Source organism: Nocardia sp. NPDC004711, assembly GCF_053601595.1.
Window position 1 is genome coordinate 1 of the sequence record NZ_JBSGCB010000102.1, and the last position, 15,508, is coordinate 15,508.

General features: G+C 63.2%; 11 protein-coding genes and 2 pseudogenes. 5 read left to right on the forward strand and 8 right to left on the reverse strand.

Annotated features, from left to right (window positions below):
- Window positions 1–102 precede the first annotated feature (102 nt).
- Both ACWEKS_RS46450 and ACWEKS_RS46455 read right to left on the reverse strand, forming a co-directional pair.
- A pseudogene (locus ACWEKS_RS46450) lies at window positions 103–345 on the reverse strand (IS1380 family transposase); the annotation flags it as partial.
- Between the two features lie 182 nt (window positions 346–527).
- On the reverse strand, window positions 528–2,534 hold the full coding sequence (locus ACWEKS_RS46455) for a protein kinase domain-containing protein (RefSeq protein ID WP_452346093.1): 2,007 nt from the start codon (window positions 2,532–2,534) through the stop codon (window positions 528–530).
- Window positions 2,535–2,794: 260 nt separating this feature from the next.
- Here ACWEKS_RS46455 and ACWEKS_RS46460 point away from each other — a divergent pair, with 260 nt between their 5' ends.
- Entirely contained in the window at window positions 2,795–3,256 is a 462-nt protein-coding gene (locus ACWEKS_RS46460) for a DUF5131 family protein (protein WP_452346094.1), read from the forward strand.
- On the opposite strand, the gene ACWEKS_RS46465 is transcribed toward ACWEKS_RS46460, so the two are convergent.
- The 4 genes from ACWEKS_RS46465 to ACWEKS_RS46480 all read right to left on the reverse strand — a co-directional run bounded on the left by ACWEKS_RS46465 (window position 3,157) and on the right by ACWEKS_RS46480 (window position 8,712).
- Window positions 3,157–3,702 carry a hypothetical protein gene (locus ACWEKS_RS46465; RefSeq protein WP_452346103.1) on the reverse strand — a complete coding sequence of 182 codons (546 nt, stop codon included), beginning with the start codon at window positions 3,700–3,702 and terminating at the stop codon, window positions 3,157–3,159. The genes ACWEKS_RS46460 and ACWEKS_RS46465 overlap by 100 nt on opposite strands.
- Window positions 3,703–4,527: 825 nt before the next feature.
- Window positions 4,528–4,983 (reverse strand): hypothetical protein, encoded by a 456-nt coding sequence (locus ACWEKS_RS46470; RefSeq protein WP_452346095.1) that lies wholly within the window; start codon window positions 4,981–4,983, stop codon window positions 4,528–4,530.
- 607 nt (window positions 4,984–5,590) lie between these two features.
- The gene (locus ACWEKS_RS46475) at window positions 5,591–7,375 is read right to left on the reverse strand and encodes an AIPR family protein (protein WP_452346096.1); all 1,785 of its coding nucleotides are present in this window, start codon (window positions 7,373–7,375) and stop codon (window positions 5,591–5,593) included.
- 143 nt (window positions 7,376–7,518) lie between these two features.
- The gene (locus ACWEKS_RS46480; RefSeq protein WP_452346097.1) at window positions 7,519–8,712 is read right to left on the reverse strand and encodes a restriction endonuclease; all 1,194 of its coding nucleotides are present in this window, start codon (window positions 8,710–8,712) and stop codon (window positions 7,519–7,521) included.
- A gap of 574 nt (window positions 8,713–9,286) precedes the next feature.
- Here ACWEKS_RS46480 and ACWEKS_RS46485 point away from each other — a divergent pair.
- Window positions 9,287–9,697 (forward strand): hypothetical protein, encoded by a 411-nt coding sequence (locus tag ACWEKS_RS46485; protein WP_452346098.1) that lies wholly within the window; start codon window positions 9,287–9,289, stop codon window positions 9,695–9,697.
- Between the two features lie 366 nt (window positions 9,698–10,063).
- Window positions 10,064–10,984 carry a NaeI family type II restriction endonuclease gene (locus ACWEKS_RS46490; protein WP_452346099.1) on the forward strand — a complete coding sequence of 307 codons (921 nt, stop codon included), beginning with the start codon at window positions 10,064–10,066 and terminating at the stop codon, window positions 10,982–10,984.
- A 63-nt stretch (window positions 10,985–11,047) separates the two neighbouring features.
- Here ACWEKS_RS46490 and ACWEKS_RS46495 read toward each other — a convergent pair whose 3' ends face one another.
- Window positions 11,048–12,307 carry a DNA cytosine methyltransferase gene (locus tag ACWEKS_RS46495; RefSeq protein WP_452346100.1) on the reverse strand — a complete coding sequence of 420 codons (1,260 nt, stop codon included), beginning with the start codon at window positions 12,305–12,307 and terminating at the stop codon, window positions 11,048–11,050.
- Between the two features lie 112 nt (window positions 12,308–12,419).
- Between ACWEKS_RS46495 and ACWEKS_RS46500 the strand changes: the two genes are divergently transcribed.
- Both ACWEKS_RS46500 and ACWEKS_RS46505 read left to right on the forward strand, forming a co-directional pair.
- Window positions 12,420–12,890: a very short patch repair endonuclease gene (locus tag ACWEKS_RS46500; protein WP_452346101.1), complete on the forward strand. Its 471-nt coding sequence runs from the start codon at window positions 12,420–12,422 to the stop codon at window positions 12,888–12,890.
- A gap of 501 nt (window positions 12,891–13,391) precedes the next feature.
- A pseudogene (locus ACWEKS_RS46505) lies at window positions 13,392–14,537 on the forward strand (IS3 family transposase).
- A 73-nt stretch (window positions 14,538–14,610) separates the two neighbouring features.
- Here ACWEKS_RS46505 and ACWEKS_RS46510 read toward each other — a convergent pair.
- Window positions 14,611–14,991, reverse strand: a complete 381-nt coding sequence (locus tag ACWEKS_RS46510) for a hypothetical protein (RefSeq protein ID WP_452346102.1) — start codon at window positions 14,989–14,991, stop codon at window positions 14,611–14,613.
- Between the last annotated feature and the right edge of the window lie 517 nt (window positions 14,992–15,508).

Below are 15,508 nucleotides of genomic sequence, written 5' to 3' on the forward strand. Positions count from 1 at the left end.
TCAGCATCCCTGCTCACCCACACGATTGCACGGACTCACTGTCGTTTGCCGTTGATCAACGCTAAACCGCCGGAACCGATCCCCGAAACCCGCAAGCTTCAGGTTCTTGGTCAGTACCAGCGAGAACTGTGCCCCGGCGCGCAGCGCGGCGCGTACGACCTTGCGGGTGCCGTATGCGGAGTCCCCGCGCAACAGGACGATGCCAGCCGCGCCGACGGCGCGAGCGGTGCCGATCGCGGCGGTGACCATCGACGCGGCGCCTTTGCCCGAGCCGGTCTTACCGGCGCGTAGCCGCATCCCGGCGATCACCGGTGCCGCCAGGTCGGTGCTGATCGTGGCGGCGAGATGTGTCGGGCGATTGTAGGCCTGGCCGGTGAGCAGGACCAGGCCGACGTCGTGGCGGGTGGTGCGGTGCCGGTTCTTCGAGCCGGCAGGTCTGCCCGGCCCCGGCCGGGTGGGTTTCGGTGCAGCGGCTGGGGACCCGGTTCTGGTGCGGGTGTTAAAACCCCAGCTGAAGGGCGGGCATTTCAGTGCCGCGGCTCGATCACCGACACCGAATTGCCGTTGTAGTTGGTGGTGTAGACGGTGTGCGTGCGCGGGTCGACCGCCACACCCTCCGGCCCCTTGCCGACCGGGATGGTCGCGGTGACGGTGTGGGTGGCCGGGTCGATCACCGACACCGAATTGTCGTCCCTGTTGGTGGTGTAGAGGGTGTGCGTGCCCGGGTCGACCGCCACACCGATCGGCGTCTTACCGACCGGGACGGTGGCGGTGACGGTGTGGGCGGCCGTGTCGATCACCGACACCGAATTGTCGCCGCTGTTGGCGGTGTAGACGGTGGATGTGCCCGGGTCGACCGCCACACCCCCCGGCCCCTTACCAACCGGGATTATCGCGGTAACGGTGTGGGCGGCCGTGTCGATCACCGACACCGAATCGTCGCCGAAGTTTGTGGTGTAGACGGTGTGCGTGCCCGGGTCGACCGCCAGCAATTCCGGCCCCTTACCGACAGGGATGGTCGCGATGACGGTGTGGGCGGCCGCGTCGATCACCGACACCGAATTGCCGTTGTAGTTGGTGGTGTAGACGGTGGATGTGCCCGGGTCGACCGCCACACCCCCCGGCCCCTTACCGACCGGGATGGTCGCGGTGACCGTGTGGGCGGCCGCGTCGATCACCGACACCGAATCGTCGCCGAAGTTGTCGGTGTAGACGGTGTGCGTGCCCGGGTCGACCGCCACACCGACCGGCCCCTTGCCGACCGGGATGGTCGCGGTGACGGTGTGGGCGGCCGCGTCGATCACCGACACCGAATTGTCGGAGTTGTTGGGGGTGTAGAGGGTGTGCGTTCCCGGGTCGACCGCCAGCAATTCCGGCCCGTTGCCGACGGTGATAGTGGCCGTGACGGTTGTGGCCGTCGTCGGGTTGCCGACACTCTCGGACAGTTTCCAGTAGGCGATCCCCCCGCCCGCGGCGGCTACCAGGAGCACCACGGCCAGGACAGGAATCCACCGTCGCCGCAGGAGCTTCGACACTCGCCGCGACGGCGCCGACGGCCGGCCCGGTAACGGACCCGAGGGCGGCGGTTCCGGTGACGGACCGCCCCCTGCGGTGGTCGGCTGTTGCGGTGGCACGCCCGCCGGGAGGATCGGGGTGGCCACGCTGGCGAGGATGGTGGAGGCGATGTGCTGGTCGGTGTCGGTGAGGGCATCGTGCGCGGCGCGGGCGAGGTCTCCCGCGCTGGGGTAGCGGTCGGCGGGATCCTTGGCCATACCGCGTTCGATGACGGCGTCGAACGCCGTCGGAGTGCCCGGATGCACGGTGCTGGGTCGCGGGATCGGGTCGAACAGGTGAGCGGTGATCATGCCTTCGACACTGTCGGCACGGTAAGGGCGGGTGGTGGTCAAGCACTCGTGCAGCACACACGCCAGCGAGTAGATGTCGGCGCGGTAGGTGACCTCCTCCTCCTTGAACCGTTCCGGGGCCATGTAGGAGTAGGTGCCGACCGCGGTCCCCGTGCCGGTCAACGCGGTGCCGGTGCTGGAGTGGGCGATGCCGAAGTCGACGAGATAGGCGAAGTCATCGTCGGTGACGAGGATGTTGGCGGGTTTGATGTCGCGGTGGATCAGCCCGTCGGCGTGGGCGGCGTCCAACGCCGCGGCGACCTGGGCGATGATCGCGACCGCACGGGCCGGCGCCATCGGGCCGTGCTGGGTCAGCAGGCCGCCGAGAGTGCCGCCTTCGACGAGCCGCATGTCGATGAAGAGCAGGCCGTCGATCTCGCCGTAGTCGTGGATCGGGATGATGTGTGGTTCTTGCAGGCGGGCAGCGGTGCGCGACTCGTGCCGGAACCGTTCGCGGTAATGGGTATCGGCAGCGAGATGCTCGGGCAGGAGTTTAAGGGCAACGATGCGGTCCTTGGTGGTGTCGTATGCCTGGTACACCTCACCCATGCCGCCCCGGCCCAGCAGCTTCCGCAGCTGGTAGTGCCCGAACCGGGTGCCTACCCGCGATTTCTGCGCCGGCTCGCTCATGTCAGCATCCCTGCTCACCCACACGATTGCACGGACTCACTGTCGTTTGCCGTTGATCAACGCTAAACCGCCGGGACCGATCCCCGAAACCCGCAAACTTCAACAGGCCACTGAGCTGAGCAGATGTAACCGGAGACCTCCCACACACATGCGCCCACCGTCACAGGGCGGATTCCAGTCGCAACACACGTGGTTGTGCTAACCCGACCAGCCCGTGCAATCTGCAACGTCTGGCCGCTGACCCCACGCAGGCTCCGGTGATGATCGGGCCGGCGGCCGTGCAAGTGCCGTCACTGCTGGCCGGGGACCTCGACGTGTGGTTGTCAGCGTGCCGCGACTTCACCGATTCCCCCGAGTCCGACGAATACTGCTGGCGGGCCGACGAACTGCGCAAGATACCGGCCGCAGTGCGGTTCCTGTCCTGCGAGCCGCTGCTGGGCCCGCTCCCGAGTCTGGACCTGACCGGCATCGACTGGGTCATCGCTGGCGGCGAATCCGGACCTGATGCCCGCCTCATGGACCCGGATTGGGTTCGGGCACTGCGCGATCAGTGTGTCGCCGTCGGGCTCGCGCTCTTTTTAGCTTCTCTGCGCCAAGCTGTCCGGAAATTGTGTCGCCGCCGCTATCGCGCAGGGGTTTGGTCACCTGGAGGGGGATCGGAGACCGGCTCCATCGCCGGGAGGCCAAGTTCCTCCCTCGCGGCATTCAGGAATGCGTGCTGAGCTGCCCAGAGACGATGGAAAAGTTCGTCGGGAATTTGACCAGGAGCGTGGGTCGCTCGTGCAGCGGCAATTTGGCGCGCACGGTTGACTATTCGGCCACACTCCTGATAGGTGTCGGGCGATTGACAGACAAGACGAAACGCCATGGTTGCGGACTCGAGCTGTTCTTTATAGGGACGCCCGATCTCATCAAAGAACGGCATCGTCCGATCGCGATGCCGTGGATGTGGAACGGCTGTGATACTCGCGGTCGGCTCAAGCGCGAACGCCACGTACAGGCGGTATGCCGAGGTGAAATCGTTGTAGGCTTTCAGACGTATGTCTCGCCATTGGCGTGCGTGCTCGCGCTGCCATTGCCGTTCTTGATTGCGGATAGTGAGCCACCCACCGAGAAATACACCAAGCAAGGCGGCGACGGCGGTGATTGCGTTGCCCAGCACGTTCATCGGGTGTCCTTCGATCGGGGGAATCTGCCGATGGGATGACGAGCATGATGCCCGATTGCCCATCGGCCGACTCGCTGACATCGGTCGTGTCTCGGAGGAGCGAAGATCCATGCACGTCAGTCACGGGCGGATCTTGGACAAACCCACCGGTTGTGTCGAACTGACTCGCGGGCGGCGCGGTCAATAGTTCAGTGGGGCGGGCGCACCCCGAAGCAGCACGGCCGTCACCTCGACGGCGTGCTCTGGGACCAGTACCCACCTCGCCGGCAGTAACCTCGCCTGCACCGACAAGGCCGGTCCAGCATCCGCTGGACGGGCCTTTTGCCGTGTCTGGAACCGATTTTCGATGCGGAACGAATGCGGAATGAATGCACACTGGATGCACAATGAATGCACACAAGCGTTGCGATAAAAGTGCGATGAAAAATCGCCTTGACCTGGGGTGTTTGGTGGCGGCCCGCCTCCCGCTCGACCCCCACTATCTCCCGCTTCGCTGACGATAGTGGGGGTCGAGCGGGAGACAAACCACCACCAAACAGTTGAGAGCAGAAGATCAAGAAGAAGAGAGAGAAGGAGAGGGACCACAAGGAAGGGAGACCACAAAGGGGGGACCACAACAGGAGGGCTTGACATGGCACGGTGCGTTGATAGAGCTGGGCGCGTCGGGAGTCGAAACCACAAGGGGCGGGGGCGCGTACGCAGAGTCGCGCCGAGCACGGGGAAGGGTTCTACCTCGACCACAACGAAGGGGTCGCCTCTTACGCGGGGACCGCAGCGTCGCCTCGTACGCGGGGAGACTGTTCGGGACCACAACGAGGGAATCGGCTAGGGGCTGAAGGGTTCTTGGCAGGCACCGCAGAGGATGGGTCCGGCGGCGATGATCTTCTTGTGCGCTCGGATCCGGCGGGGCGGTTGGCACTGGCAGGTCAGCGGCTGGCCGTTGCGATCGGGTTCGGCGGCGGTCGCGTCTTCGGTGTCTTCGTCCTCGCTCTCGTCGGTCGCGGTGGCGGCGTCGGTGTCTTCGGCGGTGTGCTCGGGTCGGCGGTGGGCGACGATCGCGCGGTCGAGGATCGTGATCTCGCGCTGGTGTTCGGTCGAGGTGGCGTCGGGCAGGGTGGTCAGCGACCATCCGGAGTGGGGATGCCGGGCGGTGGTGAGGCCGATTTCCTCGGCGAGTTGTTTGAACTTCTTGCTGTGATAGCGGCCGTTGTCGCTGGCGGCGTTGATATCTCGGGTGAGCGCGATGCCGTGGACTGCTTCGTGTAGCAGGGTGGCGAGCACGTCGCGGGCGCCGCCGGCGAGTCATTCGGCGCCGATGAACAGCTCTGGTAGCCACTGGCCGTGGTGTTCCCAGCGGTCGGGCCCGAAATGCCCGCGCCGCACGCTGCGCCCGCGGCCGGTCGAGCCCGACTTGATGGGCACGACGGCTTCGGGGACGTCAGGGTGACGGGCGGCGGATGCTGTCCCACACCTCATCGATTGCTGTGGCCAAGGGGCCGCCGATGGGGATCTGAACCTCCTTCGGACAAGCCACAACCCGGACTCACCACCACCCAGCCTAACCAACTACAAACCGCCTCTTGACATAAAGGGGAGCCATGACAGTACGTTCGTCCAATGCCGACTGGATCCCTCGTTCGGCGTGGCTTCAGCAGATGCTGGCTTACAGTCTGCCGTGCTGGAAGCCACGGACAACCTGCTTGAACGTCGCATCGGCCGGCCCGCCCGGGGATCGCGCCAACTGATGCGATAGGCGAAACTTGCTGTGCCCCATCCGGAGTTGGATGGGGCACAGTCGTAAACCTGTCAAACCGATCGAACACCAGGCTGGCCGCATCGGACGACTGTCAGACACTCCCCGAGAAATCGGGAGCTTCAACAATCGTTTCTAGATCTTCGTGGCGCAGTTCTTGGCCATTTCCAGCATCGCCTCCTGGCTGCGCCTGCTGCGCACATCGTCCTTACGCAGGCTTCGCCCCTCAGACAGGGGGGCCTCGAACGCACGGGTGGCCAGTTCCGCGGCAGTGGCGATAGCATCTTCGATTTGCTGCGACAGAGCCTTGTCCGAAACACGGAGTTTGAGATTCCTGGTTTTCTGGAGCAACTTGCTCGTCCCCTCGGCGCCGCCATTCTCGAAAATCCTGACCAAGCCGGGGTTTACCAGGGCTGAGACCGCCATGGAGATGTGATATTTTGCAGCCTTCAGAGTGGCGGATTCGGGTGTGCGCGCGAAGTACCTATCGATTCGATAGATAATCCACGCCGCGTAATAGTACATCTCGACCGGGTAGGCTCCCCACACGAGTGAATCTTCGGCCTCAAGATCCTTCGGGGATCCGATCGCGCGGGACGATTCGCCGAATAGTGTTGCAGCAACGGCCCGGTTGAGCTCCGGGGTGGTCACGACACGTGTGCGAGGGAATTCAAGTGCCGCGCCGCGGTTCTGCCGTTCATACCGGAGGCCCTCTAACCCAGATTGCGCAAAGTACTCTTCGACATCTTTCGCGATTTGCGAGCTCGCCTGGATGTCGGTCAACCCGATTGCTGTTTGAAGGTTGGTTGCAATCGCGACGCTGGTCCGAACTCCGGAATCATTGGAGCTGACGATCTTCACCGGAATCCAGAGTTCGGCCAGTCGTGCGGGCTCGTTTCTCACCTCATCGGACTCGGACCATCGGATCAACTGATGGCTGGTCTGACCGCCGTTGACGATCTGGTAGCCGGAGATGAAGAAACGGTCTCCGAGGCCGCGGAGCTCGGTTGCAATGAGTGTCAGACCGTTGTTTAGGAATGGGAAGTGCTCACGCTCCGCGGATTGAAGCGTGCCCATTATCCTGCTGTTCACCGGGTTCTGCGGGCCGAGATCCAGGCGCACATTGTCGTCGAAGATTCCGGGCCGGATGTCGCCCGACTCATCTTTGAGGAGCTTCATCAGTTCGGTTGCCGAGATCAGCCCTATGTAGGCCTCGCTCACCCTCTCGGTAGCGGGGATTGTCTGGCGCTTCTCGAAGTTGAACTGGATGTTTTGAGGCCCGAACCGTTCCTTCTGCTTGGTGGCGAGTTCCTCGTGCCCGTGCGTTCGAAGCTTCAGGCCTTCCGAGTAGGCGCCGATGTCGCGAATCCGGTTGAGAGCTTCGGTGATCTGCAGCTCTGCTTGCGCGCTCGTTCCCGCGTGGGAGCTGGTAGTGACATAGTAGATTTCGCAGGGAATCCGGCTGTCTTGGAACTTGTCTCCGTTTTCCGCGATCCTGTCGATAAGGCTGGCCAGATCGACGAGCCGTGGGGGAAGCGATATACTTCCCGGCTTCATCGCATACTTGGTGACGGACTCGACGCCGTGGAGGAATTTTGCGATCAGCTTCGAGTCGTATGATTCGCTCGTCTTGGTCTGAATGAAGATCACTTTGGCGGAGTTCGTGGTTTGCTCGGATATCGCTTCGTCGATTTCCGCGGGTTCGAACACGACCCGCCCGTTCACGATCACTGCACCGACGTCGATGCCCTCATCGCTGCCACCGCCGATAATAGACCGCTCGATCGCTTCCACGTCGTCGCGAAGGTACTGAAAGAGATAGCTCGCAGCGACGTAGCGCTCGAACAAATCCGCTTCGGTGCCCTCGAAACCGAAATCGCGAGCAAACTTTGTGACGCGCTTGCTGGTTAGGGTGTGCACCCATCCTCCTGTTGGCAGCTAAGGGCGATGCCGAGTGTCACGAACTATACGGGGAAGCATAGATGCCCCCGGCCGGACTCTACCGGCCCTGACCGACCTGTCGGCGGGGGCTGGGTCCCGACGGGTTCAGAGACTGCGAACGGCTAAGGCGCAGGAGGGAATTGGGTGTGCAGCCAGCCCTTCACGGCACCGAGGTCTCCATATCCGTTGGACTTGAGGGTGCCGACGATGTCGCGACCGCTGATCAGGGCAATGGGGTGGCCGTCGGTTCGAACCTCTTCGTAGACCTGGGGATTGAAGTACGAGAGGGTGACGAACACGCCAAAGTTCCTATGGCGCAACCGGGAGATGAGCCTGCTCATCTCCCGTACTCCCACCGAGTTCGTCGGGCCGTAGCACTTTGCCTCCAAGGCAAAGTCGATCTTGATCGGGTCCGCTGCCGGGCCGAGCTGGTATTGGCCCACTGCGTCGCGGCCGCCATCGCGGCTGGGGCGGGTGACGTCACACGTGCTGGTCGCGGGTGCGATCATTCGCCAGATTGCGATGGCGCACTTCTCGAAATCGTGCGGCCGCTTGTCGAAATGCGTGTGGATGGCGGCCAGGATCGCCTGGCCTGCTTTGTCGGAAGGAACTTGATCGGTTTTGCTGCGGACAATCGTTGTCGGTGCCGCGGTCAGGGTGTCGTAGCTGCGGTTCTCCACCCATGCGCGCCAGCTGTGTGGGCAGTGCGCACTTTTTGTCGCAGGTACGCCGCTGGCGAGGTCAGTGATCCACGCGCGCTCGACCTTTCCCGTGTCGAGCACCGAGAATTTGGCACGGTAGTTCTGGAACCGCTGGCCGCCTTTGCTGCGCCAGATGGCGACGAGGTCATCGTCGGCGCTCAGTACATCGGCACCGGGTGCGAGCAGCCCTCGAAAGCGCGCGGCGCGACCTGGTACCGCCTTCTCGAACAGCAGAAACGGAGGTACCTGCGCACGCTCGGCCTCGGTCGCGTGCGTGGCGGCGAAGGCGTCGCGCAGCAGGACGTTGCCAGACCGTGGGGTGTCATGGACATCCGGGCGTCCAGGCTGCCGGTTATCGCCGTAATAGGTGAAAATCCCGGTCTGGGGATCGAGTTCGTCGGGCCAGTCGCTCTCGGTGCCGCTGGTGAAAAGAGCAACGATTCGGACTGTTCCCTTCGACGGTGACCCGTTGTACCGGAATCCTCCCTGGTTGCCTACCGGCGCTAGCTTGGCGAGCGCATCGTCTCCCGTATTGCCTTGTGCGCCACCCAAATACACTGTCTCCAGAGTGAGGTCGGAAGTGGTCAGGTCCTCGAAGGCCACCGTGTGGGACATGGCGTTCACCGTAACGACAGATGCCAACAGTTGGTTGGATCCGCCTCCGAGAGGCACCGAAAAAACCTCTGTGCAAGCAGCTTTGAGGTCCCTGTCGGTGCCTAGGTCTAGTTTGTCGGTATCGGATCAGGTGACCGGACCCGTAGGGGTCTGGGGGGTGATTGACCATGGCTGTGCATGTCAACGGCGCCGCGGTTGCGGCGCATTTCGGATCGACGGGGAAGGCGCTTCGGCGGCTGCGGGAGTGGGAGACCCGCCCGGGGTGTGCGTACGTGGCGGAGAAGGTTCTGGCTCACGTCAGCTCAGCGATCTTCCAGATCGAACCCGAAGAGGTGCAGCTACTCCACACGGAACATCCGCTCGGACAGCTGCGCGAGCGCTATGAGAGCACCGCGAAGATCGTGCGGGACTGGCGGCCGACTTCGCGTTCTCCCATCTGTTCCACTTCTGCGTCGAGGACTACGGCCGGGTATTCAGCTGGCAGGAGTTCCGCGACGAGTGGTGCAAGGATCAGGCTCGGCGGGCATGGTTGTGGGAGCCTGCCCGTCTGGTCCGGCTCAAGGCCGCAGCCGACTTGAGGAAGCGCCACGGTCTCGGCGAGGACGCCGCGCTCACCGCGGCGCACGACGCACTGCAGTGGCGTATCGGTGGCTTCTACTACTCATTCCTGCGCGAGATCTATGCCCTGGGATGGCTGCGCCGACGCGGCGTGGAGGTCTTGAGTCACCTACTGGCAGATGCCCTGTTCAGAACCGATCTCTGGTCCGGGAACACCGTCGTGGGCATCTTCATCGAGAACCCGAACTACCGCAGCGGTAACCGCGGGCGCAAACATCCTGCGTCGTATTACCTCGACGATCAGGAGAAGTTCCGGTACGTCGACCTGCAAATGGCCAAACCCGGCGAGTTCGGGGCGGTCGCCCTACCGACCGATGACGAGATGCAACGCTGCGCCGATGCTATCCGTGGCGCCCGCGGCCGCTAATCGCGGGCTGCGGGGGTCCTCTCAGGCTCGCATCTGAGCGCAGCGGTTCCACGCTCATAAATTGCACGGCATCGGACCATCCTCTGCAGCAAGACTTTTGGCTGACACCGGTGATATCCGCCGGTTCCGCGACCGTGTCTCACGTCGTCGTGATTCGTGTCCCGCGTGTCGTATTCGGTTGCGCGGCATGATGTCCGGCCATGGTCGATGAGCTGTCGCACCGGCGGGTGCGGGACGGGTTGTGGGCGCTGGCCGAGCCGCTGTTGCCGAAGTTCACTGCACGCAAGCAGGGTGGCGGCACTGGCCTGTCCCCATTCAATGGGGACAGGCCAAGGGGTCTGCCCCGTGCGGCGGTACTTTCGCAAGATGAGCACACTCTTCGATGATCCTGGCTCCGACCCCGCCCTCGACGCCGTGGCGGATGAGATCAAGAAGCTGGATCCCGATGGCAAGCGCTGGGGTGCTGTCGTACGCCACACGTACGACATGATCTACAACGGCTCCGAGACAGGCCGGTTCCGGTGGTCGGAACTGATGAAGACCGAGAAGACCCATTTCGGAACGGTGTTCGAGATCAACGCGCAGCGTGAGTTCAAGTTCGAGGGCGGCGATACGACCGACTATCGCATCGCTGGGCACCAGGTCGATGCGAAGTGGAGTCAGGGTGACGGGCGCTGGATGCTCCCGCCGGAGGTGTACGAAGAACTCGCACTGGTGGCGACGGCCAGCGACCCTGACGCCCGCTTCTCGCTCGGACTCATTCGGGTAAAAGCCAAGTACCGGGCAAAGGGATCGAATCGTGACCAGAAGACGTGGCTCAATCCTGCCGGCCGCGCCGCGGTCCGCTGGCTGTGGCGCGACGCCCCGATGCCTGCCAACATCCTTCTGCAACTGCCGCCGAGCGTGGTCGACCACATCTTCGACAGCAAGTTCGGAACTCAGCGAACCAATCGGCTCTTCCGCGCGACCGAGGGAAAGCTAGTGCACCGCAACGTTGTTCGAACTGTTGCGATGCAACTCGACGACCAGAAGCGTGTCCGCAAGAATGGCGGTGCCCGTTCCGCTCTCAAGCCGGAAGGGATCCTGATCCTGAGCAACTACCACAAGCACATTGCCGAGGGGCTCGGTGTATCGGTCCCCGATGACAAGCACTACATCTCCGTGCGGGTCGTTCCGGGTTCGGCCGGGGATACGCTGATTGACGGAAGCCGGTGGCGGCGAGCAACACCGCAGGATCCGCCGTGCATCGCTCCGGACCTTCCAGAACGCGGTGTCAGAGAAGAGTGACGCTGCCGGACGGCGATGGAGGGAGTGCCGGTTCCCGGCACTCCCTTGAGCGCGAAGGATGGTTCAGCTGATCTTGGCCCTGTTACGGAGGAACAGGTCGTGACGAACATGGTCGTCCTGTCCCGTGAATGCCTTGAACTGGCCGATTTTGTACGCCGTCGCGCTCGTCCCGTTACGCACCGTGAGCTCGAAGTCACGACTCAGCAAACTGACACGCTCTTCCAGCTCGTGCGGCTCGATCTGGATGCCTATCTTGCGTGAGATCTGCGGCAGTGTCAGGAAGCCGTCTGCTTCACGGAGCACCCGATAGATGGGATCGTGTGCGGTATCGACAGCACGATCCACCCGCTTACCCTGCTTCAGCAGCGCCTTCTTAATTGATCGTCCAACGGCTTCGGCGACCGGCGGCGGAAACGCGTTACCGATCTGCCGGTACACAGAAGTCTTCCTGCCTTCGAACTTCCAGTCCCAGGCGGGATCCCAGCCCTGTAGCAAGCTGACCATCTCGGTGGTCAGCTTCGGGCCTACTTCGAACTTGTCGCCACGCGCCGGCGGAAGGTCCGCCACCCCCATCGCGTCGACGCCCATCTTTGCCCACGCCTTCTTTGCGCGGGTCGGCCCGAGATCGGCGCCTCCGTGCTTTTTTGAGCCGCCGACGATAGTGGGCGCGATGTCATGGGCTCCTTCGGCCCATGCTTCGGCCTCCTCCCAGCCACGTGATGCGATCAGCTCTTTGAGCGTCGAGCCGACCGTCCGGCTCGACGGCTTGGCATCTGGCCAGCTGAAGTAGGGGGCGTATTCGTCCTTCAAAGCAACGAGGACGAAGCGGGGTCGCAGTTGCGGGACACCAAAGTCAGATGCCTGCAGAAGCCGCCATTCGGCTACGTACCCAAGCTCGCCGAGCCTGTCGAGAACATGCTGCCGGTACCCTGCGAACCGGGGCATGCTCAAGCCCCGCACGTTCTCCAGCAATAGTGCTTTCGGGCGCAAGTGAGCGCATTGCTCCACACCCCACGCGAACAGGTCGCGCTCGTCATCGGCGCCTAGCTGCTTCCCCGCGATGCTGAACGGGGGGCAGGGAACACCTCCGGCTAGCAAATCGATGCGCTCCGGGAGCGCCAGCTTCCTGCGCTGCGCCTCTTTCCAGACTTCTGGATCTGCCACATCACCGGTGATCACTGCCCAGTCACGGTTCGCACGCAGCGTTGCTGATGCCATGGGGTCGAGTTCGATGGCGAGCTCATGCGCGAATCCTGCATGCTCGAGGCCGAGAGCCTGCCCGCCGGCCCCAGCGCAGATCTCGACCACCGTCAGTGTTCCCATTAGGCTCCTTTGAGATTTCGGTCGTCTTTCCCACCTCACCAGCTGACGGACCGGTACTGTCTGTGGCGTTGCTGCATCGGCTACTCGCATCGGGGGGAAGGTGGTTTCGGAGATGGACAGTAGCGTGAAGATGCGACACCCTGATGCATCCGGTGCCGTTCCGAGCCCGTCGGGCGAGGGACGATCACGCAACATGCGCGCTAACCGCCGTACCGATACCAAGCCCGAACTGGCCTTGCGTCGTCTCCTGCACGGCATGGGCTATCGCTATCGCAAAGACTTCGTAATCCGGCTGGATGGAGGTCTGCGTGTCCGGCCCGACATCGTCTTCACCGCGCGGAAGGTCGTGGTCTTCGTCGATGGCTGCTTCTGGCATGTTTGCCCGCTTCACGGCAGGTTGCCAACGACGAACGACTGGTACTGGACACCGAAGCTGCGCCGCAACGTCGAACGTGACCGAACCGCTGACGCGGCGCTCGCTGCCGCGGGCTGGGTGGTGATCCGCTGCTGGGAACACGAGCCCGCACCCGAGGCCGCGGCCCGTGTAGCAGAAGCGATCGCACATAGATTCGAATCTACCTGACACCCCATCGGATCTGAAGACACTGGCGGCGGCGAACCGGCGGCATGAAGCTCCGGCTGGCGATCACCCGCCAACCATGAACGCCATGTCGTCCGCGACTGTCAAGGCGAAACCTGGTTGGTGACCCGCCACGTCGAACCACGGTGAGCAGGTCGAGCCCGTTGAACGGAATCGGATGGGTCAAATCTGCAATCCCGCCAATGCAACAAGCATCTCGAATATCGGTAACCAAGTTCCCCTGCTCCGCCGATTGCGATCCTCGCCGCCCGCAGAACCAATCGGGACGCTGTCGATGTCCGAGTTAGAGTGGTCGCTTATACGGTTCGCACGAGTTGTGTGAACTGAGCTCGCCGACCTCGATCCTTCCTTATGTGCAGGGCCCTTCCGTCGATACCGCGAGAATCTATGTGCCAGTGCTCCTGGCCCGTCCCCGGTGAATGAGACCACTCGGTATTAGAGTTCTGTTGGCCCTGACCAGGGCTGGAAGGGACACTGAGCGACATGGCAGGACGCAAGCGGCATTCCGCGGAGGAGATCGTGCGGAAGCTGCGCCGTGCCGATGAGCTGATCGCGGCGGGCAAGACCGGGGAGGAGGCCGCAGCCGAGCTCGGGGTCTCGGCGGCGACGATGTACAACTGGCGCCGTCGGTACGGGGGCGTGGATACCAACGCAGCCAAGGAGCTCAAGGAGCTGCGGGAACAGAACGTCCGGTTGAAGCGGTTGCTGGCCGATGCCGAGTTGGAGAAGGACGCACTGCGGGAGATCGCGACTGGAAAATTCTGAGCCCAGCGGCCAAGCGCCGCGCCGTGGACATGCTCACACAGGTCAAGAGCATGTCGGAACGGTTGGCGTGCAAGGTTGTTGGGCTCCACCGTTCGACCTATCGCCGGCTGCCGGCCGCACAGATCCCGGCAGATCCCGACGCCGGTTTGGCGGGCCTGGCTGCGGTCCTACGCGACGAAACACCAAGGGCACGGGTTCGGTCGTGCGTGGGCGGCGTTGCGGTTCGACGAGGGCCATGGTGTGAACAAGAAGAATGTGCACCGGCTCTGGCGCGAGGAGGGCCTGCAGGTGCGCGAGCATTCCCCGCGTAAGCGGGCCGGGTGTTCGTCGGTAGCTGCGGTCGATGCGGACGCGCCGAAGGTGGTGTGGGCGTTGGATTTCCAGTTCGACTCCACCGTAGACGGGCGGGCGGTGAAGATCGCGTCGATGATCGACGAGCACACCCGCGAATCGCTGCTGCACCTGGTGGAGCGGTCGATCACCGCCGAGAAGCTCGTCGCCGAGCTCGAGAAGGTGTTCATCGTCCGCGGCGGCCCACCGAAGGTGCTGCGCATGGACAACGGGCCGGAAATGATTTCCCATGCCCTGCAACGGTTTTGCGCCGATCGGGTGGGGATCGTCTACATCCCGCCCGGGACGCCGTGGAACAACGGGTTCATCGAATCGTTCAACCGGCGGCTGCGGGCCGAGTGCCTCAACCGCAACTACTGGACGAGCCTGCTCGAAGCCCGGGTCGTGATCGGCGACTTCAAGACCGAGCACAACCATCGGCACCGGCACTCGGCACTGGGGTATCTCACCCCGGCCGAGTACGCTGCCCGCTGCGGTCACACCCACCACCCCGTGGCCTGTGACATCAACTGAAACTGGATCGAATACAACCCGGACTCAAAGACCGGGTGGTCCCGTCATCGGGGACCGGTCACTCCGACCAGATTCACACGCGAGAACAGGAGCAGAGATCTTCGGATGCGGGCACGCCACCCCGCAGGTGAGTAAGTGCGAGTTCGTAAGCAGCGTCAAAGGATTGGGTGTCGTGACCATCTGCAACTGCATCACTATCGTCGGCAGTGTCATAGACACACCCGTACCAGTGAACGATGTCGTCACGGCTTTCAGCGAGCCCATTGTCAATGGTGGTTACCAGCAACTCAAGGGAATGCCCGCCGGGCGATTCTTCGATAGGTACCCCGATCGCCATGCAGCCGCCCCCTGTATCGACGATCTTTGCGACTGTTCCCAATCGTTTGCCGAGCGTGTCAAGTTCGACTCGGTAGGTCTCGGCGAGACGAGCCTTGTAAGCGTCATGGCTGTCCATCAGGGCACCCGCTCCTTTAACGTCCGTGATCATCGCGAATCAAACACACTTTCCGACACGGCATCCGAACACAATCCTCCCGTTGTTGGTTCAGGATCTACCCGTGTTCATAGCCGATGACGCACAGTCACCGTTGGCCACTTTACCTGAGGCTATGCCACATCGTCTTGCACGCTTGATTACGGAAGATCACGCGCGGCCACGCCGAAAGTTTGGGGTCGGGGTGCTGGTTACGCGGTCAGCCGGCCTGCTGCCTGTTCGGCGGTTATGAGCTTGTACCGGTGATCTCGCGGAATATCTCGGAGAACAGATCGCGGGCGGCGGGCACGGGTGGCGGCCCGCTGATGACGCTGATGCGAAAGTCCGCCGCGGTGAATCCCTGGGAGCATCACCTGTTGCCGGTGGTCCCACGACTGGCAACGTGAGGTTCCCCCCAAATGGTGGGCAGGGGGCTTATGCGCTGTCAGGCAGCCGCGTGGAGTGACTTCTCGAAATTGTCGGGGCTTTGCATCCCGAT